Genomic DNA, 24,546 nt, shown 5'->3' with positions numbered 1-24,546 from the left:
GCCGGCGGCCGGCGGGGCGGCGGGGAGTCACGGCGTACGGGCCTTGCAGGTGTCGCGGATCTTGTAGAAGTACGACAGGTACTTCGCGTGGTAGTCCGCGCTCGTGATCCGTACCATCGCCTCGTCCGCGGAACGGAGGCCGGATCCCGTCCAGTTGTGGCTGCCGGTGTAGACGCGCGGCGTGATGCTGCCGTTGTAGTCGCCGTCCAGCAGCCAGAACTTCGTGTGCGTCCGCACGTCGATGCCCGGGCCGTTGGGGAAGTTGCAGAACTGCCGCTGGATGCCCGCGGCGTCGAGGATGCCCTCGACCGTCGCGTCGCCCTCGCTGTAGACGACGTCGACCCAGCAGCCCTGCGCGCGCTTCTGCGCCAGCTTCTGGGCCACCTGCTTGCGGGAGCCGAGGAACTGGAACATGGCGACGCGGATGTCGGTCTGGTGCCGCTTGCCGTCCGTGCCGGTGTACGCGCACGCCACCTCGTCGAGGGCGTTGACGATGGTGTCGGTGGCCGGGTTGCCGTAGTTCGCGTCGCCGCGCGGGAAGAAGAACGCGCGGTAGGGGGAGCCCGTGGGCGTGGACCAGTAGTACGTGCTGTCGCCGGCCGCCGAGTGGCGCAGGCGGCGCTGGTCCTCGTGGAACTTCGCGTAGCCGTCGTGGACGGTGGCGTCGGTGAAGGTCACGGCGTCGTTGTACGACTCGTTCTTGTACCAGTCGTTGAGGTTGGAGGACGACTGGAAGACGACCTTGCCGTAGGCGGTCCCGTCGTCGAAGGGGCCGACCCGGGTGAAGACGAAGAACTTGTTGTGGTTGTACGCGGGCCCCGGCGGCGGGACCGGGAGGCAGCCGCGCTGCACGTTGTCCTGGCCGGGGTCCTCGAACCGGTCGTCGCAGACGACGATCCACGACGTCTTCGTGTCGTCCGTGCCCAGCGCGCCGCGCAGCGAGGTCCAGGCGGCGCTGCCCTTGTCGCGGGTGTTGTCGTCGACGATCAGCCTGACCGCGACCCCGCGGCGCTGGGCGGCTATGAGGGCGTCGGCGACGGCCGTGTCCTCCAGCTCGAACACCGAGCCCCGGATGGTCTGGCCGGCGGGGGTGGCGTCGATGAGGGCGATGAGCTGGGTGAAGACGGCGCCGCGCTGGGCGGCGGTGCCGAGCGGGTCGTTGAAGACCGGGCCGTTGATGACGGGCTTCGCGACGGCGGCCGGGCGCACGGCGTCCGGCGGGGGCTCGGATGCGGATGCGGGCGTGGGCTCGTGCTCGGCGGCGGTGGCGCCGGAGACGAGCGTCGCGGTGAGCGAGAGCAGGACGGCGGCCACGCCCGCGGGCCGCCAGGCGCGTATGCGTCTCATGTGGTGGATCCCCCCTGGGTGCCTGGGAGTCGGCGGGTCGCCGAGCACCCTAGAGGGCGGAGCGCAGGCTTGTCAGGAGCCTGTCATCGAATTATTCGTAGTTATTCCCGGGTTGGCTGAAAGGCGAGGGCCCCGGGACATCCCGGGGGTCCTCGCCTTCCGGCCGGCCGTCGTCAGAGCGCGTCGAGCCCTGTGAAGACCATGACCTTCTCGTAGGTGTAGTCCTCCATCGCGTACCGCACGCCCTCGCGCCCCACGCCGGAGCGCTTCACGCCCCCGTACGGCATCTGGTCCGCGCGGTACGACGGGACGTCGCCGACGATCACGCCGCCGACCTCCAGCTTCCGCTGCGCCCGGAAGGCGCTCTGCACGTCGTGCGTGAACACGCCCGCCTGGAGGCCGTACTTCGAGTTGTTGACGGCCGCGAACGCGGCGTCCTCGTCGTCCGCCCGCTGCACCGTCACGACCGGCCCGAACGCCTCCTCGCGGGAGATCCGCACACCGCCCGGCACGTCCGTCAGCACCGTGGGCGCGTACGACGCACCGTCCCGCTTGCCGCCCGTCAGCACCCGGGCACCGGCGCCGACCGCCTCGTCGACCCACGACTCCAGCCGCTGGGCCGCGGCCTCGCTCACCATCGGGCCGACGTCGGTGGCCTCGTCCGCGGGGTCGCCGGTCACCTGCGCCTCGACGGCCGCGACGACCCTGGGCACCAGGCGGTCGTAGACCGAGGCGTCGGCGATCACCCGCTGGACGGAGATGCACGACTGGCCCGCCTGGTAGTTGGCGAACGTGCCGATCCGCTGCGCGGCGTGGTCCAGGTCGGCGTCCGAGGAGTAGTCGCCCAGGACAACGGCGGCGCCGTTGCCGCCCAGCTCCAGGGTGACGCGCTTGCCGGGGACGGAGTTGAGGATGTCGTAGCCGACCTTGTCCGAGCCGGTGAAGGAGATGATCGGCAGCCGCTCGTCCTGGGTGAGGGCGGGCATCCGGTCGTTCGGCACCGGCAGCACGCTCCAGCTGCCGGCCGGCAGGTCGGTCTCCGCCAGCAGCTCGCCGAGCAGCAGACCGGAGAGCGGGGTGGCGGGGGCGGGCTTGAGGATGATCGGGGCGCCCACGGCCAGGGCCGGGGCGACCTTGTGGGCGCAGAGGTTCAGCGGGAAGTTGAACGGCGCGATGCCGAGGACCGGGCCGTACGGGAAGCGCCGGGTGAAGGCCAGCCGGCCGGTCCCGCCCGGGTCGGTGTCGAGCCGCTGGCCGTCGCCGCTGCCCCACCTGCGGGCTTCCTCGGTGGCGAAGCGGAACGTGGACACGGCGCGGCCGACCTCGCCGCGGGCCCACTTCAGCGGCTTGCCGTTCTCGGCGGAGATCAGCCGCGCGATCTCCTCGGCGCGCGCGGCGATCTGCTTGGTCACGTGGTCGAGCGCCGCGGCGCGCACGTGCGCGGGGGTGGCGGCCAGCTCGTCCTTCACCGCGTGTGCGGCGGCGACGGCCTCCTCGATCTGGGCGTCGGTGGGAATGCTCACCGTGCCGACCTTGCGGCCGTCCCAGGGCGAGGTGACGTCTAGGGTGTCCTCGCCGGTCGCCTGCCGGCCGGCGAGCCAGAACGCTTGTGTGGAAGTCACGGCAGAGTCCCTCCGGAGAGTGCGAGTACCTCTGCTGCCCACCGTAGGCGGTCGGCGGGGCAGGGTGCGTTGTCCGGCGCGTAGCACTCCGCTGGTGCGGCGCTACGCGACGGAAGGGTGGGGCGGCGCGGGGGTGCGGCGCCGGGGGCGGGGCCCCGCTGCCCGCCGGTGCGCGCACGGGCCGCCGAGGCCGAGGGTACGGGGTCGGGGGCCGCCGCGGCGCGGGACGCGGGGGGTCTGCGCGGGCCCGGCCGCCGCCCGGGTGATCTTGTCGGTGGGGCGGCCTACCCTGGGGCGGGCGTGCGGGGGACGGCGGGGGAGGTCCGCCAGAAGGCCGGCGGAAGGCAGGCAGAAGGCCCACGGAAGGCCGGCGGAACGCCTGCGGGAGGAGCCCGGGACGGGGGCGTGGGGGGCGTGCGGCGGGGTGCGGGACACCCGATTGGCGCGCGCGGGGTGGTGTCGCCCGGCCGAATCGGGTACATACGCACAAGTAGACCGGCTGGTAACCCCTACGCAGCGGCGAGGTGAGTCCCCTCATGACCGCACCATCCACACGGCCGTCCGTCTCCGAGAAGGAAGCCAGGGAGGTCGCCGAGGCCGCACGCGAGCAGGACTGGCGCAAGCCCAGCTTCGCCAAGGAACTGTTCCTCGGCCGCTTCCGCCTCGACCTCATCCACCCCCACCCCGAGCCCGCCGCCGAGGACGTGGCGCGCGGCGAGGAGTTCCTCTCCCGGCTGCGGGACTTCTGCGAGACGAGCATCGACGGGGCCGTGATCGAGCGCGACGCGCGGATCCCCGACGAGACGGTGCGCGGGCTGAAGGAGATCGGCGCCTTCGGCATGAAGATCGACCGGAAGTACGGCGGTCTCGGCCTCACGCAGGTCTACTACAACAAGTCACTCGCCCTCGTCGGCACCGCGAGCCCCGCCGTCGGTGCGCTGCTCTCGGCGCACCAGTCGATCGGCGTGCCGCAGCCGCTGAAGATCTTCGGCACCGAGGAGCAGAAGGAGGAGTTCCTGCCCCGGTGCGCCCGTACCGACATCTCCGCCTTCCTGCTCACCGAGCCAGACGTGGGCTCCGACCCGGCCCGGCTGGCGACCACCGCCGTCCCCGACGGCGACGGGCCCGACGCCGACTACCTGCTCGACGGGGTCAAGCTCTGGACCACCAACGGCGTCGTCGCCGACCTCCTCGTGGTGATGGCGCGGGTGCCGAAGTCGGAGGGGCACCGGGGCGGCATCACGGCGTTCGTCGTCGAAGCCGCCTCCGAGGGCGTGACGGTGGAGAACCGCAACCAGTTCATGGGACTGCGCGGCATCGAGAACGGCGTCACCCGTTTCCACCAGGTGCGCGTCCCCGCCGCCAACCGCATCGGCCCGGAGGGCGCGGGCCTGAAGATCGCGCTGACCACCCTCAACACCGGGCGGCTCTCGCTGCCCGCCCTGTGCGTCGGCGCCGGCAAGTGGTGCCTGAAGATCGCCCGCGGCTGGAGCGGCGCCCGCGAGCAGTGGGGCCGGCCGGTCGCCGAGCACGAGGCCGTCGGCGCGAAGGTCTCCTTCATCGCGGCGACGACGTTCGCGCTGGAGGCGGTGCTCGACCTGTCGTCCCAGATGGCCGACGAGGACCGCAACGACATCCGCATCGAGGCCGCCCTCGCCAAGCTCTACGGCTCGGAGATGGCCAGCCTCATGGCCGACGAGCTGATCCAGATCCGCGGCGGCCGCGGCTACGAGACCGCCGAGTCGCTGGCCGCCCGCGGCGAGAAGGCGATCCCGGCCGAGCAGATCGTCCGTGACCTGCGGATCAACCGGATCTTCGAGGGCTCGACCGAGATCATGCACCTCCTCATCGCCCGCGAGGCCGTGGACGCCCACCTGAAGGTCGCGGGCGACCTCATCGACCCGCAGAAGAACCTCTCCGAGAAGGCGCGCGCGGGCGCGCGGGCCGGCGGCTTCTACGCCCGCTGGCTGCCGAAGCTGGTCGCGGGCAAGGGGCAGGTGCCGCGGACGTACGGCGAGTTCCACCCGCCCGGGCACCGCGACCTCTCCACCCACCTGCGCTTCGTCGAGCGCGGGGCCCGCCGGCTGGCGCGCTCCACGTTCTACGGGATGTCGCGCTGGCAGGGGCGGATGGAGACCAAGCAGGGCTTCCTCGGCCGGGTGGTGGACATCGGCGCGGAGCTGTTCGCGATGAGCGCCGCGTGCGTACGGGCCGAGATGCTGCGCGCCGCCCCGGGCAGGGGCGGGCACGGCAAGGAGGCGTACGAACTGGCCGACGCCTTCTGCCGGCAGGCCCGCATCCGGGTCGAGGAGCTGTTCGGCCGGCTCTGGACGAACACCGACGACCTGGACCGCAGGGTGGTCAGGCAGGTGCTGGACGACGCGTACACCTGGCTGGAGGAGGGCATCGTCGACCCGTCGGGCGACGGCCCCTGGATCGCCGAGGCCGAGCCGGGCCCGGCGAAGAAGCCGAACCTGCACCGGCCGATCGGCTAGCGGACGGCGGTCGCGCGGACGGCGGTGCGGGCCGTCCGCGCGCCGCGGTCAGGCAGGCTGCCGCTCCAGGATCGACTTGAGCTGCGAGGCGAGCATGACCCAGCCGCCGCTGACGCTCTCCAGCATCCTGCTCTCCGCGCTGTCGAAGTGGTCGTGGGTGATGGTCAGCTTCACGCCCAGCTTCGGGATCTCGGCCGGCTCGATGTCGAAGGCGACCTGCGAACGCTCCTTGCTCGCCTCGGCGAACTCCGCGTCCGACATGCCCAGCATCTCCTGGTGCATCGGCTGCAGCGTGTGCCAGGTGTACACCAGCCGCCTGCCCGGCTCGGCCACCAGGACCCGCTGGCCCAGGTCCAGGGGCTCGCCGTTCTCCTCCATCGGCCAGTAGACGGTCGAGCCGGCCTGCCAGTCGGAGCGGGGCGCCCAGCCGCCGTGGTACTGCTTGAGGAACTCCGGCGTCGTCAGCGCCTCGTAGAGCTTCTCGGCCGTGGTCTCGATGTAGATCGTGTAGACGAACGCGGGCTTCTTCAAGGGATTTCCCTCCAACGCTTGCTTGAGCGCGGACAGGGCCGTGAGGCGCCCGCGCTCGTACCGGCCGATCCAGCGGTCGGCCACCTCGTGGATCGGCACGGGGTTGAGGTAGTGCAGCTTCTCCCGGCCGTGCCGCACGGCGGTGACCAGGCCGGCGGACTCCAGCACCGCCAGGTGCTTGCTCACCGCCTGCCTGCTCATCTCCAGTCCCGCGCACAGCTCCCGCAGGGTCTGGCCGTTCCGCTCGTTGAGGCGGTCGAGCAGCTCTCTGCGGCTGCCGTCGGCGAGCGCCCGGAAGACGTCGTCCATGGTCACCACCTCGGTCGCCCAGATTGGCAACCAATTGGTTGCCTGTCAAGGCGGGGCCGTCGAGTGGCGGAGCTCACGGTTCGGGTGTGAAAATCGCAGAAAGCTATCCCTAGCATCCCGATAGGAAATCCCTAGTATCGATGTCTATGGACTTTTCGTGGTCGATGGTCGTGGCCGGAGCCTTCGTGGGCTGCATGGTCGGCCTCACGGGCATGGGCGGCGGCGCCCTCATGACCCCCCTCATGGTGACGGTCTTCGGTGTCAACCCCACCCAGGCCATCGGCAGCGACCTCGCGACCTCGGTCTTCATGAAGCCCTTCGGCGCCGCCGTGCACCAGAAGGCGGGAACCGTCCGCTGGGACGTGGTGCGCTGGCTGCTGCCCACCGGGGTGCCGGCCGCGTTCTGCGGCGCCTTTCTGCTGCAGTTCCTCGGCGAGGGCGACGACCTGCAGAGCCGGGTGAAGATCGTCATCGGCGCGGCGCTGCTGCTCGCCGTCACCGGCATGCTCGCCCGGATGTGGCTGGACCGGCGACGCGCCGCGCAGGGCGAGGAGACCGAGGACGCGCACGTGCCGGTACGCCCCGTGCCCACGCTCGTCATCGGGCTCGTCGGCGGCCTCGTCGTCGGCATGACCTCGGTCGGCTCCGGCTCGCTGATCATCGTGATGCTGATGCTCGTGCACCCCCGGCTCAAGGCCAACCACCTCGTCGGCACCGACCTCGTCCAGGCCATCCCGATCGTCGCCGCCGCCGCGGGCGGCCACTTCCTCGTCGGCGACGCCAGTCTGGGGCTCGCGGCCGTGCTCCTCCTCGGCGCCATCCCCGGCGTGCTCGTCGGCGCCGTGCTCTCCACCCGCGCCCCCGGCGCCGTGCTGCGCTGGGTGCTGGCGATCATCCTGCTCGCCACCGGGCTGTCCCTGGTGCACGTGCCGGAGACCGTCATCGTCCCGGCCTGCGCCGTGCTCGCCGCGTACGCCGTGATCAGCAGCCGCCCCCGCCGCCCGCGGCCCGCGACGGCCCCCGCCGGCGCCCCGGCGGTGGACGGCGAATCGACGGGTGAGCCACCGGCGGACGGCATCGAGAGGGCATCTGCTCCGCGCCAAGTGTGAGCGGACACAATGGGGCGATGACCGAGACCTCTGCTGCCCCGCTCGCCGATCCGCACCTGCGTCCCGCGACCGCCGACGACGGCCCCCGCGAGATCGTCATCCTCGGCTCGACCGGATCCATCGGCACCCAGGCCATCGACATCGTGCTGCGCAACCCCGACCGGTTCCGGGTCACCGCCCTGTCCGCGGCGGGCGGCCGGGTGGAGCTGCTGGCCGAGCAGGCGCACAAGCTGCGCGTACGCCGCGTCGCGGTCGCCCGCGCCGGCAAGGCGGGTGAGCTGCGCGAGGCGCTGGCCGCGCGGTACGGGGCCGGGGAGCCGCTCCCCGAGGTGCTGGCGGGTCCCGACGCGGCCACCGAGGTCGCCGCCGACGAGTGCCACACCGTGCTCAACGGCATCACCGGTTCCATCGGCCTCGCGCCCACCCTCGCCGCCCTCAAAGCGGGACGGATGCTGGCGCTGGCCAACAAGGAGTCGCTGATCGTCGGCGGTCCGCTGGTCAAGGAGGTGGCCAGGCACGGCCAGATCGTGCCCGTGGACTCCGAGCACTCCGCTCTCTACCAGGCCCTGCTCGGCGGCACCCGCGGCGAGGTCCGCAAGCTGCTCGTCACCGCATCCGGCGGCCCGTTCCGCGGCCGGACGCGCGAGGAGCTGACGGAGGTCACCCCGGAGCAGGCGCTGGCGCACCCCACCTGGGACATGGGCCCCGTCGTCACCATCAACTCCTCCACGCTGGTCAACAAGGGCCTGGAGGTCATCGAGGCGCACCTGCTCTACGACGTGCCCTTCGACCGCATCGAGGTCGTCGTCCACCCGCAGTCCTACGTGCACTCCATGGTCGAGTTCACCGACGGCTCCACCCTGGCCCAGGCCAGCCCGCCCGACATGCGGATGCCGATCGCGCTGGCGCTGGGCTGGCCCGACCGGGTGCCGGACGCCGCGCCCGCCTTCGACTGGTCGGCCGCCGCCACCTGGGAGTTCTTCCCGCTCGACGAGAAGGCGTTCCCTTCCGTGCCGCTGGCCTGCCACGTCGGCGCCCTCGGCGGCACCGCCCCGGCGGTCTTCAACGCGGCGAACGAGGAGTGTGTCGACGGCTTCCTCACCGGCAAGCTCCCGTTCCTTGGCATCATGGACACGGTCAGCCAGGTCGTCGCGGAACACGGCACGGACGATCCGGGAACCCGGCTGACGGTCGCGGACGTCCTGGAAGCCGAGACCTGGGCTCGTGCCCGGGCCAGGGAGCTGGCCGGGCTGCCTGCCGACCAGCACGACAAGTGACGATCGACAACTGATGACGAAGGTGCGCCCATGACGACACTCATGACGATTCTCGGCATCGTCGTCTTCGCCCTCGGGCTCCTCGTCTCCATCGCCTGGCACGAGTTCGGCCACCTCAGCACGGCCAAGATGTTCGGCATCCGCGTCCCGCAGTACATGGTCGGCTTCGGCCCCACGATGTTCTCCCGCAAGAAGGGGGAGACCGAGTACGGCATCAAGTGGATCCCGCTCGGCGGCTACATCCGCATGATCGGGATGTTCCCGCCGGGCGAGGACGGGCGGGTACAGCAGCGCTCCACCTCGCCGTTCCGCGGGATGATCGAGGACGCCAGGCAGGCGGCGTACGAGGAGCTGGAGCCCGGCGACGAGAAGCGGCTGTTCTACACGCGGGCCCCGTGGAAGCGGGTCGTCGTGATGTTCGCCGGGCCGTTCATGAACCTGGTGCTGGCCGTCGTGGTGTTCGTCGGCGTGATGATGACGTTCGGCATCGCCACCCAGACCACGACCGTCGGCTCGGTCTCCGACTGCGTGATCAAGGCCGAGTCGGTCGCCGAGAACCCGGACCGCAAGTGCAGCGACGCCGACCCCGCCGCGCCCGCGAAGAAGGCGGGGCTGGAGCGCGGCGACCGGATCGTGGCGTTCAACGGCCGCCCGGTCGGCGACTGGGAGACCCTGCAGAAGAGCATCCGCGAGACCATCGGCCCGGCCACCGTCACCGTCGAGCGCGACGGCAAGCGCGTCGACCTGCACCCCACGCTCACCGAGAACACGGTCAGCAAGAGCGACGGCGACGGCGGCTACGTCGACGGCGAGTACGTGAAGGCCGGCTTCCTCGGCTTCACCCCCGCCACCGGCGTGGTCAAGCAGGACTTCGGCCAGTCCGTGGACCGCATGGGCGACATGGTGGTCAACGGCTTCGACGCGCTGATCGCGCTGCCTTCCAAGGTTCCCGACCTGTGGGACGCGGCGTTCCAGGGCGAGGAGCGCAAGGAGGACTCGCCGGTCGGCGTCGTCGGCGCGGCCCGGGTCGGCGGCGAGGTGCTGAACCTCGACATCCCGCCGGAGCAGCGGGTGGCATCGATGCTGCTGCTGGTGGCGGGCTTCAACCTGTCACTGTTCCTCTTCAACATGCTGCCGCTGCTGCCGCTGGACGGCGGGCACATCGCGGGGGCGCTGTGGGAGTCGGTGCGGCGCGCGTTCGCGCGGGTCTTCCGGCGACCGGATCCCGGGCCCTTCGACGTCGCCAAGCTGATGCCGGTGGCGTACGTGGTCGCCGGGGTGTTCATCTGCTTCACGCTGCTGGTGCTCGTCGCGGACGTGGTGAACCCGGTGAAGCTCACCGGGTGACCCGGGCGGCGGAGCGGGGCGCGGACCAGGCGGTACGCGCCCGCCCGCCGCCTCCCGGCGCCTGCGCCGGTCCGCGAGGCGCGCCCGGGCCGCGCGTCCGGCGCACCGTGCGGTAAACGTACGGTGCCGGTTTGTCGACACTTCCGGTGACCACCCCGGCGCCGGCCGCGGCCCGGCACACGGGTGCCGTAATCTCGGTAGCCGGGCCCTCATCCGGCGGGGGCCATGATCCGTACAACAGGGGTTGCCGCCAGATGACTGCCGTTTCGCTGGGAATGCCGTCCGTTCCGCTGAAGATGGCCGAGCGCAGGGCGAGTCGGACGCTGCAGGTCGGTTCCGTCGCCGTCGGCGGCGATGCGCCGGTCTCCGTCCAGTCGATGACCACCACCCGCACCTCCGACATCGGCGCCACCCTCCAGCAGATCGCCGAGCTGACCGCCTCCGGCTGCCAGATCGTCCGGGTCGCCTGCCCCACGCAGGACGACGCCGACGCGCTGCCCGTGATCGCCGGGAAGTCGCAGATCCCCGTCATCGCGGACATCCACTTCCAGCCGAAGTACGTCTACGCCGCGATCGACGCCGGCTGCGCCGCGGTCCGGGTGAACCCGGGCAACATCAAGAAGTTCGACGACCAGGTCAAGCAGATCGCCCGGGCGGCCTCCGCCGCCGGCACCCCCATCCGTATCGGGGTGAACGCGGGCTCGCTCGACCGGCGGCTGCTCGCGAAGTACGGCAAGGCCACCCCGGAGGCGCTGGTCGAGTCCGCGCTGTGGGAGTGCTCGCTCTTCGAGGAGTACGGCTTCACGGACATCAAGATCTCGGTGAAGCACAACGACCCGGTCGTCATGGTCAACGCGTACCGGCAGCTCGCCGCCCAGTGCGACTACCCGCTGCACCTCGGCGTCACTGAGGCGGGACCCGCCTTCCAGGGCACCATCAAGTCCGCCGTCGCCTTCGGTGCGCTCCTCGGCGAGGGCATCGGCGACACGATCCGCGTCTCCCTCTCCGCCCCGCCGGTGGAGGAGGTCAAGGTCGGCATCCAGATCCTGGAGTCCCTCGGCCTGCGCGAGCGCCGGCTGGAGATCGTCTCCTGCCCCTCCTGCGGCCGCGCCCAGGTCGACGTCTACAAGCTCGCCGACGAGGTCACCGCCGGTCTGGACGGCATGGAGGTGCCGCTGCGCGTCGCCGTCATGGGCTGCGTCGTCAACGGTCCCGGCGAGGCCCGCGAGGCCGACCTCGGCGTCGCCTCCGGCAACGGCAAGGGCCAGATCTTCGTGAAGGGAGAGGTCATCAAGACCGTCCCCGAGTCGAAGATCGTCGAGACGCTCATCGAGGAGGCGATGAAGATCGCCGACCGGATGGAGGCCGATGGCACCGCTGCCGGCGAGCCGGAGGTCACCGTCGGCTGACCGCCGGGCACGGCGCGTACCCGCAGGAAGCGGGCGGACGCGCGCACGGGTACAGTGCCGCTGTGTTGACGACCACCACCACCCGGCTGCTGGAGCCCGCGGAGCTCGACGCCGCCCGTGCCGTGCTCGACCGCGAACCGGTCGCCAACGCGTTCGTCGCCTCCCGCGTCGCCGTCGCGGGGCTCGATCCCTGGCGGCTCGGCGGTGAGCTGTGGGGCTGGTACGCGGGCGGGCGGCTGGAGTCCCTCTGCTACGCCGGCGCCAACCTCGTGCCCGTCTGCGCCACCCCCGAGGCGGTCCGCGGCTTCGCCGAGCGCGCCCGGCGCGCGGGACGCCGCTGCTCCTCGATCGTCGGCCTGGCGGAGCCCACCGCCGAGTTGTGGTCCCTGCTGGAGCCGGCCTGGGGACCGGCGCGCGAGGTGCGGGCGCGGCAGCCGCTGATGGTCACCACCTCGATGCCCGCGGAGGTCGAGCCCGACCCGCTGGTCCGCCGCATCCGCAAGGACGAGATGGACCTGATCATGCCCGCGTGCGTGGCCATGTTCACCGAGGAGGTCGGGATCTCGCCGCTCGCCGGCGACGGCGGGCTGCTGTACCAGGCGCGGGTCGCGGAACTGGTGGGCGGCGGCCGTTCCTTCGCGCGCGTGGAGGACGGCGAGGTCGTCTTCAAGGCGGAGATCGGCGCCGCGACGGCCCACGCGTGCCAGATCCAGGGCGTGTGGGTGGCACCGGAGCACCGCGGGCGCGGGCTGTCGGAGATCGGCCTCGCGGCCGTCCTGCGGTACGCGCTGCGCGAGGTGGCGCCGGTGGTCAGCCTGTACGTGAACGACTTCAACACGGTGGCGCGCGCGGCGTATCGCCGGGTGGGCTTCCGCGAGGTCGGGGCGTTCATGAGCGTGCTGTTCTGAGAGCCGGGTCCGCGGCGGCGCGGGGCGCGTACGGTCGCCGGGTCCGCGGGCTTCCGGCGTCGCGGCGGGGCGTGGCCACGGGGGTTGGGCCGGCGGGCCGCGGGCGCAGGGTAGGGTGCGCAGCCATGGATGACGTCGTCGTCGGCCCTCTCGACCTCGCCGCCCGCGTGGACGACGCGCTTGCCGTACAGGCCGTCGCCTTCGGGCTCACCGACGACGAGATCGCCGTCCGCCGCCATGTCGTGCTGCGGCACCTGACCAACACGGGCGCCCGTGCGCTGGGCGCCACCACCGCCACCGGCCGGCTCGCCGGGTTCGTCTACGGCATGCCGAACAACCGCGTGTACTGGTGGTCCACCGTCGTCCAGCCCTATCTGCGCGCCGCGGGCGAGGACCGCTGGCTCGACGACGCCTTCGTCATCACCGAACTCCACGTGCACCCCGCCTTCCAGCAGCGGGGCATCGGCCGCGAGCTGATCACGCGGATCACCGACTCCGCCGCGGAGCCCAGGAGCCTGCTCTCGGCGATCGACGTGGAGAGCCCCGCGCGCCACCTGTACCGGCAGCTCGGCTACCGCGACCTCGCCCGCCGCGTGGTCTTCCCCGGCGCCCCCAGCCCGTACGTGGTGATGGGCGCGGAGCTGCCGCTGCTGCGCTGAGTTGTCCACAACCGGCGAGTTGTCCACAGCTTCGGCGGGCGAATTACCGGCGGCCCCGCGTCCGGCGCTAGAGTCCGGGGCATGAGCCAGCACAGCCACGTTCAGCGCATGTCCCGGATGATGCTCAAGACGCTGCGCGACGACCCCGCCGACGCCGAGACCGCGAGCCACAAGCTGCTCGTCCGCGCGGGCTATGTCCGCCGCTCGTCCGCCGGGGTGTGGACGTGGCTGCCGCTCGGCAAGCGGGTCCTGGAGAACGTGGCGCGGGTCGTCCGCGAGGAGATGGACGCGATCGGCGGCCAGGAGGTGCTGCTGCCGGCCCTGCTGCCCCGCGAGCTGTACGAGACGACGGGCCGCGCCGAGGAATACGGCGACCTGCTCTTCTCCCTCCAGGACCGCAAGGGCGTGGACTATGTGCTGGGTCCCACGCACGAGGAGCTCTTCGCCCAGGTCGTCAAGGATCAGTGCTCGTCCTACAAGGACCTGCCCGTGATCCTCTACCAGATCCAGATCAAGTACCGGGACGAGGCGCGGCCCCGCTCCGGCGTGCTGCGCGGCCGTGAGTTCCACATGAAGGACTCGTACTCCTTCGACACCTCGGACGAGGGCCTGGCCGCGGCCTACGGGCTGCACCGCGAGGCGTACCGGCGGATCTTCGAGCGGCTCGGCTTCGACTACCGGATCGTCTCCGCCGTCTCCGGCGCCATGGGCGGGTCGGCCAGCGAGGAGTTCCTGGCCCCCGCCGCCGCGGGCGAGGACACGTATGTGCAGTGCCCCTCCTGCGGCTTCGCCGCGAACACCGAGGCGCTGACGACGACGGTGGCGCCCTCCCCGGCCGACGTCCACCCGCCGGTCGAGGAGCTGGACACCCCCGACACCCCGACGATCGAGACCCTCGCCGCGCACCTGGACGTCCCGGCGTCCGCGACGCTGAAGAACCTGCTGGTGAAGGTCGACGGCGAGATCACCGCGGTCGGCGTGCCCGGCGACCGCGAGGTGGACCTGGGCAAGCTCGCCGAGCACCTGGCCCCGGCCCAGGTCGAGGTCGTCACCGCCGAGGACTTCGCCGGCCGCCCCGACCTGGTCCGGGGGTACGTCGGCCCGCAGGGCATGGCCGGCAAGGCGTTCCGTTACCTGGCCGACCCCCGGGTCGCCCCGGGCACCTCGTGGGTGACCGGCGCCAACAAGCCCGACTCGCACGCGCGCAACGTGGTGTGCGGCCGCGACTTCGAGGTCGACCAGTACCTCGACGTGGTCGTCGTCGAGCCCGGCGACCCCTGCCCGCGCTGCGGCGCGGGCATCGAGCTGGACCGGGCCATCGAGATCGGCCACATCTTCCAGCTGGGCCGCAAGTACGCCGACGCCTTCGAGCTGGACGTCCTCGGCCAGAACGGCAAGCCGGTGCGGGTGACCATGGGTTCGTACGGGATCGGGGTCTCCCGGGCCGTCGCCGCGCTCGCCGAGCAGACGCACGACGAGCTGGGGTTGTGCTGGCCGCGCGAGGTGGCCCCGGCGGACGTGCACATCGTCGCGGCGGGCAAGGCCAAGCAGACGGAGCTGGCGCTGGAGCTGGCGGAGAAGCTGGGCGCCGCGGGCGTGCGGGTGCTGGTGGACGACCGGGCGTCGGTGTCGCCCGGCGTGAAGTTCACCGACGCCGAGCTGATCGGGGTGCCGCAGATCCTGGTCGCCGGGCGGCGCGCGGGTGAGGGCGTGGTGGAGCTGAAGGACCGCCGCACCGGCGAGCGCGAGGAACTGCCGGTGGACGAGGCGCTGGCGCGGCTGACGGCGGCGGGGTGAGAGCCGCGGCACCGGCCGCGGAGAACCGGCGGAACTGACCGGCGTCGGCCGCCGCCGTCGGGGCGGCGCGCGGCCGGGTGGCGGCGTCAGCGGCCGGAGCCGCCCTCCGCGGGCGCGGTCGCGCGGAGGAAGCCGGCGGCGACCGGGCCCGCGTCCTTGTCGCCGGAGCCGCCGTCCTCGACGCCGGGGCCGGTCGGTGTGGCGCGCGGCCTCCTCGTTCGCGCCGCGCGCCCAGGCGGCAACGTACGCCCGCACCTCCTCCTGCGCGTCGGCGGCGTCGTCGTCCCCGCCCCTCACGTACGCGATGCTCGCGTCCAGCACCCCGGCCGCGACCAGTACGGCCCCGGCGACCAGGGCCCACCGGGACCGTGTGCGCGAGGGCGGGGCCGGATCCATGCGGGCATCCCAGGGCGTCGCCCCCGCCGCCCAGCGGGCGCCAACAGGCCGTCCGCGGACGGCCTGTTGGCGCCCGCTGGGCGGCCCGGGAGCGGTCAGAGCCAGCCCGCGTACTCCAGGTGGAGTTCGCCGCCGTTGCGGTCGCCGCGGGCCAGGGCCGTCACGCCCGTCGCGACGCAGCGGAACAGCGTCCAGTCCCGCAGCCGGTCCCGGTCGACGTCCAGGGCGTCCGCCAGCTTCGTCAGCCGCCGCCTCGTCGCCGCCGCCGCGCCCGGCGCGGCCACCAGGGTGTCGACGCGGTCCCGCGCCGGCCAGGCCAGGTCGTACGCCCGCTCGCCCACCAGCGGCCGCGGCCCCACCGCGAGCCACGGCATCCGTTCGCCGGCCAGCACGTGCCCCTGGTGGTAGTCGCCGTGCAGCAGCACGTCGGGCCCCGCCGCCGCCCGGTCGCCGAGCAGCGCCTCGCGCCGGTCGAGCGCCGCGTCGACCAGCTCTGCGCACGGCTCGGCGCGCAGGGCGCGCAGGCGCTCCGCGAGCCGCCCGGTGTGCTCGGCCACGGTCGGCAGCGGGTGGCCCGCGGGCGGCGCGGTCCACAGCCGCTGCAGCGTCGCCGCCGCCTCCAGCTGCGCCTTCGCCTCCGCCAGCGAGCGGAGGCTGACGTCCGCCTGGAGCCGTTCCAGCAGCAGCGCCCCCGACGCGGCCTCCGCGCGCAGCAGCCGCACGGCGCCGACGCCGTTCCAGTGCTCCAGCGCGCGCTGCTCGGCCGCGATGCGCTCCGGCTCGTACGCGACCTTGAGCGCCGCCGGGGTGCCGTCCTCCTGCCGTACGAGGACGAGGACGCTGGTCCTGCCGCCCGGCGCGTGCACCCTCTCCGGAGTCAGCTCCCAGCGTCGCAGCAGCCCCTCCACCAGCTCGGACAGCCCTGCGAGCCAGGCGTGGCCGGGGTCGCCGCGGGCGGAGACGTGGCGCACCAGGCGCTCCGGCGGCTCGGCCCTGTACTGCGGTGCAGATGCCATACGGGCGGTGTCCTCTTGCTGGGTCGGGCCTGGCGGCGGGGGTCAGTCCTGGCGGCCGGCGCCCTCCTTCCGGCCCGCGGGTGCGGTGTCGGGCGTGCGTTCGGCCAGCCCAGGGAAGGCTACGCTCCCGCCGCGCCAGCGTGCCGCCCGGACCGCCGCCTCGCGCAGCGCGGCCGCCGCGTCGCGGCGCAGCTCGCCCTCCGCGGCGCGGACGAGGTCGGCGTAGCTGCCCGCGATCCGGTCCTCCAGCTCGGTCGCCAGCCGTACGGCGGCGGCCTCGTCCGGCACCGCGAACGGCAGCGCGTACGCGGCGGCGGCGGGCTGCGGCCGGTCGCCGAGGTCGCTGACGACGCGGCTGAGGGCGTCGCGGCGGGCGCGGTGGGCGTCGTAGCCGGCGCGCGCCTGGTCGGCCAGGCCGCCGGCGCGGGCGCCGACGACGCCGTAGCCGTAGACGGCGGCGTGCTCGGCGGCCAGCGCGCGCTGCGCCGCGGCGCGGGCCTCGTCGGACGGTTCGCTCACGGTGCCTCCTGGGGTACGGGCAGGGGACGGCCCGCCCGGCCGCCGCGCTGGGTACGGCGCCCCCCGCGGCGCCGGGGGGCGGGTCCCGTAGCGCTCACGCCATCGCCCCGAGGAGGTAGACGTGGGCCGCGCCCGCCGCGGCGACCGAGGCCAGCAGGCCCGCCAGCTCCCCCGGGGCCGTGGCCAGGGCGGCGGTGTGGGCGTCGGCGGTGCGCTTCTCGAGGGCGGCCAACTCGGCGACCGCCCGCGCCGGTTCCGCGGCCACCGGCTCGCCGCCGCGCTTCTTCCCGGGCGGCGGGGGAGCGGCGTCCGCGCGGTCGCCGGATCCTTCCGCCCCCCCTTCCGGGGACGCGGCGCGGGTGTCCGCGGGCAGGCCGCGGGCCAGGGCGGCCACGTGCTGCGCCACCTCCGCGCGCAGCGGGGCGAGCGCGTCGGCCACACCGGGGTGGGCCGCCGTCGTCGCGTCGTAGCGCCGCAGCAGTAAGCGCGACTCGTCCGCGGCGCGGCGCCGGAGCCGTTCGGTGCGCGCGGGGTCGGGATCCCCGTCGCCGCCGCCGTCTCCGGAACAGCCCGCGGTGGTGCCTGTCGCCGCCAGCAGGGCGGCACCGGCCAGCACGGTCCTTCTCGCCGGGAGTCCCTTGATCCGCACGAGCCGAGCGTACCGGTGGGCAACGCACAGGTCGTGGAGCGGATACGCTTTGACCGGACACGTGACGTCACACAACAGCACACGCGGCCGAGGAGTCACCCGGATGAGCACCACCCAGAACGAGAGGCTGCGGGATCTGCTGGAGCCACTCGTCAAGGAGCGCGACCTCGATCTGGAGGAGATCGCGCTCACCCCGGCGGGCAGGCGGCGTGTCCTGCGGGTCGTGGTCGACGCGGACGGCGGCGTGGGCCTCGACACCTGCGCCGACCTGAGCAGGCGCATCGCCGAGGAGCTGGACGCCGCCGACGCCATGGGCGACCGCCCGTACGTCCTGGAAGTCACCTCTCCGGGTACGGACCGCCCGCTGACCCTGCCGCGCCACTACCGTCGTGCGGCGGACCGGTTGGTCAAGGTGCAGTTGAGGGAGGGCGGCGAGGTCGTGGGACGCATCACCGCGGTGGACGACGCGGGACTGGACCTGGAGGTGCCGGGGGTGAAGGGTCGTAAGCCCACCGCCCGGCGGCTGGAGTTCGGCGAGATCGCCACGGCCCGGGTCGAGATCGAGTTCAACCGCAAGGTGACGAAGGACGAGGAGGGTTCGTAGCCGTGGACATCGACATGAGCGCGCTGCGCGGCTTGGTGCGGGAGAAGGAGATCTCCTTCGACCTGCTGGTCGAGGCCATCGAGTCGGCCCTCCTCATCGCGTACCACCGCACCGAGGGCAGCCGTCAGCAGGCCCGCGTGGAGCTGAACCGGGAGACCGGGCACGTCACGGTCTGGGCCAAGGAGGATCCGGACGACGTGCCGGAGGGCGGGGAGGCGCGCGAGTTCGACGACACCCCGTCGGGTTTCGGCCGGATCGCCGCCACCACCGCGAAGCAGGTCATCCTCCAGCGGCTGCGGGACGCCGAGGAGGAGATCACCTTCGGTGAGTACGCGGGCCGCGAGGGCGATATCGTCACGGGCGTCGTGCAGCAGGGCAAGGACCCGAACAACGTGCTGGTCGACATCGGCCGGCTGGAGGCCATCCTGCCGGTGCAGGAGCAGGTGCCGGGCGAGGAGTACAAGCACGGCACCCGCCTGCGCACGTACGTGGTGCGGGTGACCAAGGGCGTACGCGGCCCGTCCGTGACCCTGTCGCGCACCCATCCGAACCTGGTGAAGAAGCTCTTCGCGCTGGAGGTGCCGGAGATCGCCGACGGCTCGGTGGAGATCGCGGCCATCGCCCGCGAGGCCGGGCACCGCACGAAGATCGCGGTACGGTCCACGCGCTCCGGGCTGAACGCGAAGGGCGCCTGCATCGGGCCGATGGGCGGCCGCGTGCGCAACGTGATGGCCGAGCTGGGCGGCGAGAAGATCGACATCGTCGACTGGTCCGACGAGCCGGCCGACCTGGTCGCCAACGCGCTGTCGCCGGCGCGGGTGACCAAGGTCGACGTCGTGGACCTGGCGGCCCGCTCGGCGCGGGTGACGGTGCCGGACTACCAGCTCTCGCTGGCGATCGGCAAGGAGGGCCAGAACGCCCGCCTGGCGGCCAGGCTGACGGGCTGGCGCATCGACATCCGCCCCGACACCGAGCAGCCGGCGGACTGACGCCGGGGCCCGGTACCCGGCCCCGGCGCCGCCCGCGCCCGCCTCCCGGGCCCGGCGGCCGGCCCGCGAAAACCGGGTCGCACCGCCGGGCGTAGATCACGTATCGTCGGGCCCGCCGTGGGCTGTGCCCTGCCATGGGCGAAAACAGCCGTTCGATCGGCACCCCGAGGCGGTGCCTGTCGGCCGTGGAGGTAGACTTGAGCGTGTCTGGCCGGACGCGCGCCCGGGCGTGCCCCGAGCGCACTTGTGTGGGGTGCCGGGAGCGTGCGGCCAAAGGCGATCTGCTGCGTGTGGTGGAGGCCGGGGGCGCGTGCGTCCCTGATCCCCGCGGTACGCTGCCCGGCCGGGGCGCTTATCTGCACCCCGTCAAGGCATGCCTCGACCTGGCGGTCCGCCGCCGGGCGTTCGTCCGGGCCCTGCGGGCCCGCGGCCCGCTCGGCACCGCGGACGTGGACCGTTTCGTGGAGCAGCAGGCCGTGGAGGCAGACATGAGCACGGAGAACACGAGCGTCGCGCGGAACCCCGCGCGGCCAGGTACCTCGCGAGTCGGAAGTGGGTCGAGATTGCGATGAGCACTCGATGAGTACGCGATGAGTACGCCCATGCAGAAGTAGCGACGGTCCGGCGGACACCCCCGGACCAGAAGGAGCGAAGTGGCTAAGGTCCGGGTATACGAACTCGCCAAGGAGTTCGGAGTCGAGAGCAAGGTCGTCATGGCCAAGCTCCAAGAACTTGGCGAATTCGTCCGCTCGGCGTCCTCGACCATCGAGGCGCCGGTCGTACGCAAACTGACTGACGCATTCCAGTCCGGCAACGGCTCGGCTGCGGCCAAGCCCGCCGGCAAGCCCGCAGCGCCGAAGAAGACCGCCGCCAAGCCCGGCGTCCCCGGCGCACCCGCGGCGAAGCCCGCCCCCGTCAAGCCCGAGCAGGCCGCGGAGCGCAAGCCCGCGCCGCGCCCGGGCGCCGACGCCGGCAGGCCCGCACCCGGTCCGGGCCCCCGCCCGGCTCCGGGCCCGACCCCCCCGGCGCAGAAGACCCCGGCGCCCGAGGCGCCGGAGTTCACCGCACCGCCCGCCGCGGACCGCGGCGGCGCCCCCAAGCCCGGCGTGAAGCCGGGTCCGCGCCCGCCCGCCCCCGCGCGCGGCGGCGGTCAGGGCGGCGGCCGGCCCGACAGCGGCGGCCGTCCCGGCGGCGGGCGCTCCGGTGCCCCCGGCCCGCGTCCCGGCGGCAGGCCCGCGGGCCCGCGCCCGGGTAACAACCCGTTCACGTCCAGCGGCTCCACCGGCATGGCCCGCCCGCAGGCCCCGCGCCCGCAGGCCCCCCGCCCCGGCGGCGGTCAGGGCGGTGCGCAGGGCGGCGGTCCGCGCCCGCAGGCGCCGGGCGGCTCCCGGCCCACCCCGGGCGGTATGCCCCGGCCGCAGGGCGGCCAGGGCGGCGGCGCGCGTCCCGGCGGCCCGCGCCCGAACCCCGGCATGATGCCGCAGCGTCCCGCGCCCAGCGGGCGCCCCGGCGCCCCGGCCGGCGGTCGTCCCGGCGGCGGTGGCCGTCCGGGCGGCGGCGGTCCCGGCGGTCGTCCCGGTGGCGGCGGCGGTGGCGGCGGTCGTCCCGGCGGTGGCGGCGGCTTCGGCGGTCGTCCCGGCGGCGGTGGCGGCGGTGGCGGCGGCTTCGGCGGCCGTCCCGGCGGCGGTGGCGGCGGTGGCCGTCCCGGCTTCGGCGGCCGCCCCGGCGGTCCCGGTGGCCGCGGCGGCACGCAGGGCGCCTTCGGGCGTCCGGGCGGTCCCGCGCGCCGCGGTCGCAAGTCGAAGCGGCAGCGCCGCCAGGAGTACGAGCAGATGCAGGCGCCGTCCATCGGCGGCGTGATGCTTCCGCGCGGCAAGGGCGAGACGGTCCGTCTCTCCCGCGGCGCGTCGCTCACCGACTTCGCGGAGAAGATCAACGCCAACCCGGCGTCCCTGGTCCAGGTGATGTTCAACCTGGGCGAGATGGTCACCGCGACGCAGTCCGTCTCCGACGAGACGCTGCACCTCCTGGGCGAGGAGATGAACTACACCGTCCAGGTCGTCAGCCCCGAGGAGGAGGACCGCGAGCTGCTCGACTCGTTCGACATCGAGTTCGGCGAGAACGAGGGCGGCGAGGAAGCACTCGTGGCGCGGCCCCCGGTGGTCACCGTCATGGGTCACGTCGACCACGGCAAGACGCGCCTGCTGGACGCGATCCGCAAGACCAACGTCCTGGAGGGCGAGGCCGGCGGCATCACCCAGCACATCGGCGCGTACCAGGTGGCGACCGACGTCAACGGCGAGGAGCGCCGGATCACCTTCATCGACACCCCGGGTCACGAGGCGTTCACCGCCATGCGTGCCCGCGGTGCGAAGGCGACCGACATCGCGATCCTCGTGGTCGCGGCCAACGACGGCGTGATGCCGCAGACGGTCGAGGCGCTGAACCACGCCAAGGCGGCCGACGTGCCGATCGTCGTCGCGGTGAACAAGATCGACGTCGAGGGCGCGGACCCGTCCAAGGTGCGCGGACAGCTCACCGAGTACGGGCTGGTGGCCGAGGAGTACGGCGGCGAGACGATGTTCGTCGACATCTCCGCCAAGCAGGGCCTGCACATCGAGGACCTGCTGGAGGCCGTCGTCCTCACCGCGGACGCCAGCCTGGACCTGCGCGCGAACCCGAAGCAGGACGCCGAGGGCATCGCGATCGAGGCCCATCTCGACCGCGGCCGCGGCGCCCTGGCGACGGTGCTGGTACAGCGCGGCACGCTGCGGGTCGGCGACACGATGGTCGTCGGCGACGCCTACGGCCGCGTGCGCGCCATGCTCGACGACCTGGGCAACCCCCTGGACGAGGTCGGTCCCTCGACCCCCGCCCAGGTGCTCGGTCTGACCAGCGTGCCCGGTGCCGGGGACAACTTCCTGGTGGTCGAGGAGGACCGTACGGCCCGCCAGATCGCCGAGAAGCGCGCCGCGCGCGAGCGCAACGCCGCCTTCGCCAAGCGCACCCGCAGGGTGTCGCTGGAGGACCTGGACAAGGTGCTCAAGGCCGGCGAGGTGCAGCAGCTCAACCTCATCATCAAGGGCGACGCGGCGGGTTCCGTCGAGGCGCTGGAGTCCTCGCTCATGCAGCTGGACGTCGGTGAAGAGGTCGACCTCCGCGTGCTGCACCGCGGCGTCGGTGCGGTCACCGAGACCGACATCGACCTGGCCACGGGCTCGGACGCGATCGTGATCGGCTTCAACGTCCGCGCCGAGGGCCGGGCGACGCAGATGGCCGAGCGCGAGGGCGTCGACGTCCGGTACTACTCGGTGATCTACCAGGTCATCGAGGAGATCGAGGCCGCGCTGAAGGGCATGCTCAAGCCGGAGTACGAGGAGGTGGAGCTCGGCACCGCCGAGATCCGCGAGGTCTTCCGCTCCTCCAAGCTGGGCAACATCGCCGGTGTGCTCATCCGCTCCGGCGAGGTCAGGCGCAACACCAAGGCCCGGGTCATCCGCGACGGCAAGGTGGTCGCGGAGAACCTCAACATCGAGGGGCTGCGCCGCTTCAAGGACGACGTCACCGAGATCCGCGAAGGCTTCGAGGGCGGTATCAACCTCGGAAACTACAACGACATCAAGGTGGACGACGTCATCGCGACGTACGAGATGCGCGAGAAGCCGCGCGCCTGACAGCAGCACCGCCGGCCGGGGGCGGCCCTTCGCGAAGGGCCGCCCCCGCGCCGCCTTCCTTCCGTATATCCCGTACCGGCGGGTGATCCGGACACACGTGTACGTAGGGACGCTGTCCTGCGACTTCCTCCTCGGCGACGTACGGTCGCTGAAGGAGAAGCGCTCCGTCGTCCGCCCGATCGTCGCGGAGCTGATCCGCAAGTACGCGGTGACCGCCGCGGAGGTCGGGCACCAGGATCTGCACCGCCGGACCGTGATCGGGCTGGCGGCCATCTCCGGGGACGCCGGGCACCTCACCGACATCCTGGACCGGTGCGAGCGGATGCTCGCCGCCCGGCCGGAGGTGGAGCTGTTGTCCGTACGGCGGCGGATCCACCACGAAGACGACGAGTAGACAAGTGGGCAAGGAGACGGACCAGTGGCCGACAACGCACGGGCGAAGCGCTTGGCGGACCTCATCCGTGAGGTCGTGGCCGAGAAGCTGCAGCGGGGGATCAAGGACCCGCGGCTCGGCTCCCGGGTGACCATCACCGACACGCGCGTCACCGGGGACCTCCGGGAGGCGACCGTCTTCTACACGGTGTACGGCGACGACGAGGAGCGGGCGCAGGCCGCGAAGGGGCTGGAGAGTGCCAAGGGCGTGCTGCGCTCGGCGGTCGGCGCCGCCGCCGGGGTGAAGTTCACGCCCACGCTCGCGTTCGTGCCGGACGCGCTGCCCGAGAACGCCAAGAACATCGACGACGTCCTGGAACGCGCCCGGCTCCAGGACGAGCAGGTGCGCAGCGCCGCCGCGGGCGCGGAGTACGCGGCGGGGGCGGACCCGTACAAGCGGGACCGCGACGAGGACGGCGCGGACGACGGCGCGGACGACGGCGAGGCGGACCCGGGTGAGCCGGGCCCCGGCGCGGCGCGCGGCGATAAGGACGGGGGCCCGGCGGGGGCATGAGGGGGAAGCCGACCGGCCCGGACGGCCTTGTCATCGTCGACAAGCCGGCCGGGCTGACCTCGCACGACGTCGTCGGCCGGCTGCGCCGGCTGGCGCGCACCCGGCGCGTGGGCCACGCCGGGACGCTGGACCCGATGGCGACGGGCGTGCTCGTCGTCGGCGTGGAGAAGGCGACCCGGCTGCTGGGCCATCTCGCGCTCACCGACAAGGAGTACCGGGCCACGATCCGGCTCGGCCAGACGACGGTGACCGACGACGCCGAGGGCGACGTCACCGCCGCCGCCGACGCCGGTGACCTGCCGCCCGGCGCGGTCGACGCCGGCATCGCCGGGCTGACCGGCGACATCATGCAGGTGCCGTCCGCCGTCAGCGCGATCAAGGTGGACGGCAAGCGGTCGTACAAGCGGGTGCTCGACGGCGAGGCCGTCGAGCTGCCGGCCCGGCCGGTGACCGTCAGCACGTTCGTGCTGCACGACGTGCGGGCGGCGACGGCCGCGGACGGCACCAGGGTGACCGACCTGGACGTCACCGTCGCGTGCTCCTCCGGCACGTACATCCGCGCCCTGGCCCGCGACCTCGGCGCCGGACTCGGCGTCGGCGGCCACCTCACCGCGCTGCGCCGCACCCGGGTCGGCCCGTACGGGCTGGACGGGGCGCGGACGCTGGAGCAGCTGGAGGAGCGGCTCGACGTGCTGCCGATCGGCGACGCCGCGGCGGCGGCGTTCCCGCGCTGGGACGTGGACGCCGAGCAGGCGCGGCTGCTGTCGCACGGGGTGCGGGTGGCGGTGCCGGAGGGGCTGGCCGAGGAGCCGCACGCGGTGTTCGGCCCGGACGGGCGGTTCCTGGCGCTGGTGGAACCGGCCGGGGGACGGGCCAAGGCGCTGGCGGTGTTCGCGTAGTCCGCGGTGCCGGTCGCGTAGTCCGCGGTGCGGGTCGCGTGGTC

Annotated in this window: 21 protein-coding genes and 1 pseudogene; 15 read left to right on the top strand and 7 right to left on the bottom strand. The window is 73.3% G+C overall.

The window, feature by feature from the left end; genetic code table 11:
* Positions 1-27 precede the first annotated feature (27 nt).
* Both FB457_RS26420 and FB457_RS26415 read right to left on the bottom strand, forming a co-directional pair.
* Complete coding sequence (locus tag FB457_RS26420) at positions 28-1,347, bottom strand: phospholipase D-like domain-containing protein (RefSeq protein ID WP_047018383.1); 1,320 nt, start codon at positions 1,345-1,347, stop codon at positions 28-30.
* A 173-nt stretch (positions 1,348-1,520) separates the two neighbouring features.
* The gene (locus FB457_RS26415; RefSeq protein WP_047018384.1) at positions 1,521-2,969 is read right to left on the bottom strand and encodes an aldehyde dehydrogenase family protein; all 1,449 of its coding nucleotides are present in this window, start codon (positions 2,967-2,969) and stop codon (positions 1,521-1,523) included.
* A gap of 536 nt (positions 2,970-3,505) precedes the next feature.
* Here FB457_RS26415 and FB457_RS26410 point away from each other — a divergent pair.
* A complete protein-coding gene (locus FB457_RS26410) occupies positions 3,506-5,464 on the top strand; it encodes an acyl-CoA dehydrogenase family protein (protein ID WP_047018385.1) in 1,959 nt (652 codons plus the stop codon).
* 48 nt (positions 5,465-5,512) lie between these two features.
* Here the strand turns inward: FB457_RS26410 and FB457_RS26405 are convergent, their stop codons facing one another.
* Positions 5,513-6,304, bottom strand: coding sequence for an ArsR/SmtB family transcription factor (locus FB457_RS26405; RefSeq protein ID WP_047018386.1), 792 nt, complete (start codon positions 6,302-6,304; stop codon positions 5,513-5,515).
* Between the two features lie 146 nt (positions 6,305-6,450).
* Here FB457_RS26405 and FB457_RS26400 point away from each other — a divergent pair, with 146 nt between their 5' ends.
* From FB457_RS26400 to FB457_RS26370, 7 genes are all read left to right on the top strand, one after another.
* The gene (locus FB457_RS26400) at positions 6,451-7,413 is read left to right on the top strand and encodes a sulfite exporter TauE/SafE family protein (RefSeq protein WP_253911445.1); all 963 of its coding nucleotides are present in this window, start codon (positions 6,451-6,453) and stop codon (positions 7,411-7,413) included.
* A gap of 17 nt (positions 7,414-7,430) precedes the next feature.
* A complete protein-coding gene (dxr, locus tag FB457_RS26395) occupies positions 7,431-8,690 on the top strand; it encodes a 1-deoxy-D-xylulose-5-phosphate reductoisomerase (protein WP_047018387.1) in 1,260 nt (419 codons plus the stop codon).
* A gap of 30 nt (positions 8,691-8,720) precedes the next feature.
* Positions 8,721-10,037, top strand: coding sequence for a M50 family metallopeptidase (locus FB457_RS26390; protein WP_047018388.1), 1,317 nt, complete (start codon positions 8,721-8,723; stop codon positions 10,035-10,037).
* Between the two features lie 254 nt (positions 10,038-10,291).
* On the top strand, positions 10,292-11,446 hold the full coding sequence (gene ispG / locus FB457_RS26385) for a flavodoxin-dependent (E)-4-hydroxy-3-methylbut-2-enyl-diphosphate synthase (protein WP_145783503.1): 1,155 nt from the start codon (positions 10,292-10,294) through the stop codon (positions 11,444-11,446).
* 62 nt (positions 11,447-11,508) lie between these two features.
* A complete protein-coding gene (locus FB457_RS26380) occupies positions 11,509-12,354 on the top strand; it encodes a GNAT family N-acetyltransferase (RefSeq protein ID WP_047018390.1) in 846 nt (281 codons plus the stop codon).
* Positions 12,355-12,479: 125 nt separating this feature from the next.
* Entirely contained in the window at positions 12,480-13,013 is a 534-nt protein-coding gene (locus tag FB457_RS26375; RefSeq protein WP_047018391.1) for a GNAT family N-acetyltransferase, read from the top strand.
* An 81-nt stretch (positions 13,014-13,094) separates the two neighbouring features.
* Positions 13,095-14,810 (top strand): proline--tRNA ligase, encoded by a 1,716-nt coding sequence (locus FB457_RS26370; protein ID WP_145783501.1) that lies wholly within the window; start codon positions 13,095-13,097, stop codon positions 14,808-14,810.
* Between the two features lie 86 nt (positions 14,811-14,896).
* On the opposite strand, the gene FB457_RS35420 is transcribed toward FB457_RS26370, so the two are convergent.
* From FB457_RS35420 to FB457_RS26350, 4 genes are all read right to left on the bottom strand, one after another.
* Positions 14,897-15,052, bottom strand: coding sequence for a hypothetical protein (locus FB457_RS35420; RefSeq protein ID WP_186462050.1), 156 nt, complete (start codon positions 15,050-15,052; stop codon positions 14,897-14,899).
* A gap of 249 nt (positions 15,053-15,301) precedes the next feature.
* Positions 15,302-16,222: an aminoglycoside phosphotransferase family protein gene (locus FB457_RS26360; protein ID WP_347615812.1), complete on the bottom strand. Its 921-nt coding sequence runs from the start codon at positions 16,220-16,222 to the stop codon at positions 15,302-15,304.
* A 42-nt stretch (positions 16,223-16,264) separates the two neighbouring features.
* The gene (locus tag FB457_RS26355; RefSeq protein ID WP_047018394.1) at positions 16,265-16,741 is read right to left on the bottom strand and encodes a DUF4439 domain-containing protein; all 477 of its coding nucleotides are present in this window, start codon (positions 16,739-16,741) and stop codon (positions 16,265-16,267) included.
* Positions 16,742-16,835: 94 nt separating this feature from the next.
* A complete protein-coding gene (locus tag FB457_RS26350; RefSeq protein WP_486589139.1) occupies positions 16,836-17,390 on the bottom strand; it encodes a hypothetical protein in 555 nt (184 codons plus the stop codon).
* 103 nt (positions 17,391-17,493) lie between these two features.
* Between FB457_RS26350 and rimP the strand changes: the two genes are divergently transcribed.
* From rimP to truB, 7 genes and pseudogenes are all read left to right on the top strand, one after another.
* Positions 17,494-17,994 carry a ribosome maturation factor RimP gene (rimP, locus tag FB457_RS26345; protein WP_047018396.1) on the top strand — a complete coding sequence of 167 codons (501 nt, stop codon included), beginning with the start codon at positions 17,494-17,496 and terminating at the stop codon, positions 17,992-17,994.
* 2 nt (positions 17,995-17,996) lie between these two features.
* A complete protein-coding gene (gene nusA, locus FB457_RS26340) occupies positions 17,997-18,983 on the top strand; it encodes a transcription termination factor NusA (protein ID WP_047018397.1) in 987 nt (328 codons plus the stop codon).
* Positions 18,984-19,186: 203 nt separating this feature from the next.
* Positions 19,187-19,453 (top strand): annotated as a pseudogene (locus FB457_RS26335) (YlxR family protein); the annotation flags it as partial.
* Between the two features lie 183 nt (positions 19,454-19,636).
* On the top strand, positions 19,637-22,657 hold the full coding sequence (gene infB / locus FB457_RS26330) for a translation initiation factor IF-2 (protein WP_145783499.1): 3,021 nt from the start codon (positions 19,637-19,639) through the stop codon (positions 22,655-22,657).
* Between the two features lie 97 nt (positions 22,658-22,754).
* Positions 22,755-23,051, top strand: a complete 297-nt coding sequence (locus FB457_RS26325; protein ID WP_047018399.1) for a DUF503 domain-containing protein — start codon at positions 22,755-22,757, stop codon at positions 23,049-23,051.
* A 24-nt stretch (positions 23,052-23,075) separates the two neighbouring features.
* Positions 23,076-23,603, top strand: coding sequence for a 30S ribosome-binding factor RbfA (gene rbfA, locus FB457_RS26320; protein WP_047018400.1), 528 nt, complete (start codon positions 23,076-23,078; stop codon positions 23,601-23,603).
* Positions 23,600-24,502 carry a tRNA pseudouridine(55) synthase TruB gene (truB, locus tag FB457_RS26315; RefSeq protein WP_047018401.1) on the top strand — a complete coding sequence of 301 codons (903 nt, stop codon included), beginning with the start codon at positions 23,600-23,602 and terminating at the stop codon, positions 24,500-24,502. The genes rbfA and truB overlap by 4 nt, the downstream gene beginning before the upstream one ends.
* The last annotated feature ends 44 nt before the right edge of the window (positions 24,503-24,546 follow it).

It is taken from the genome of Streptomyces sp. CNZ287 (genome assembly GCF_007827615.1).
The sequence above is the reverse complement of the archived record's forward strand: the minus strand, read 5'-3'. Positions and strand labels throughout refer to the sequence as shown.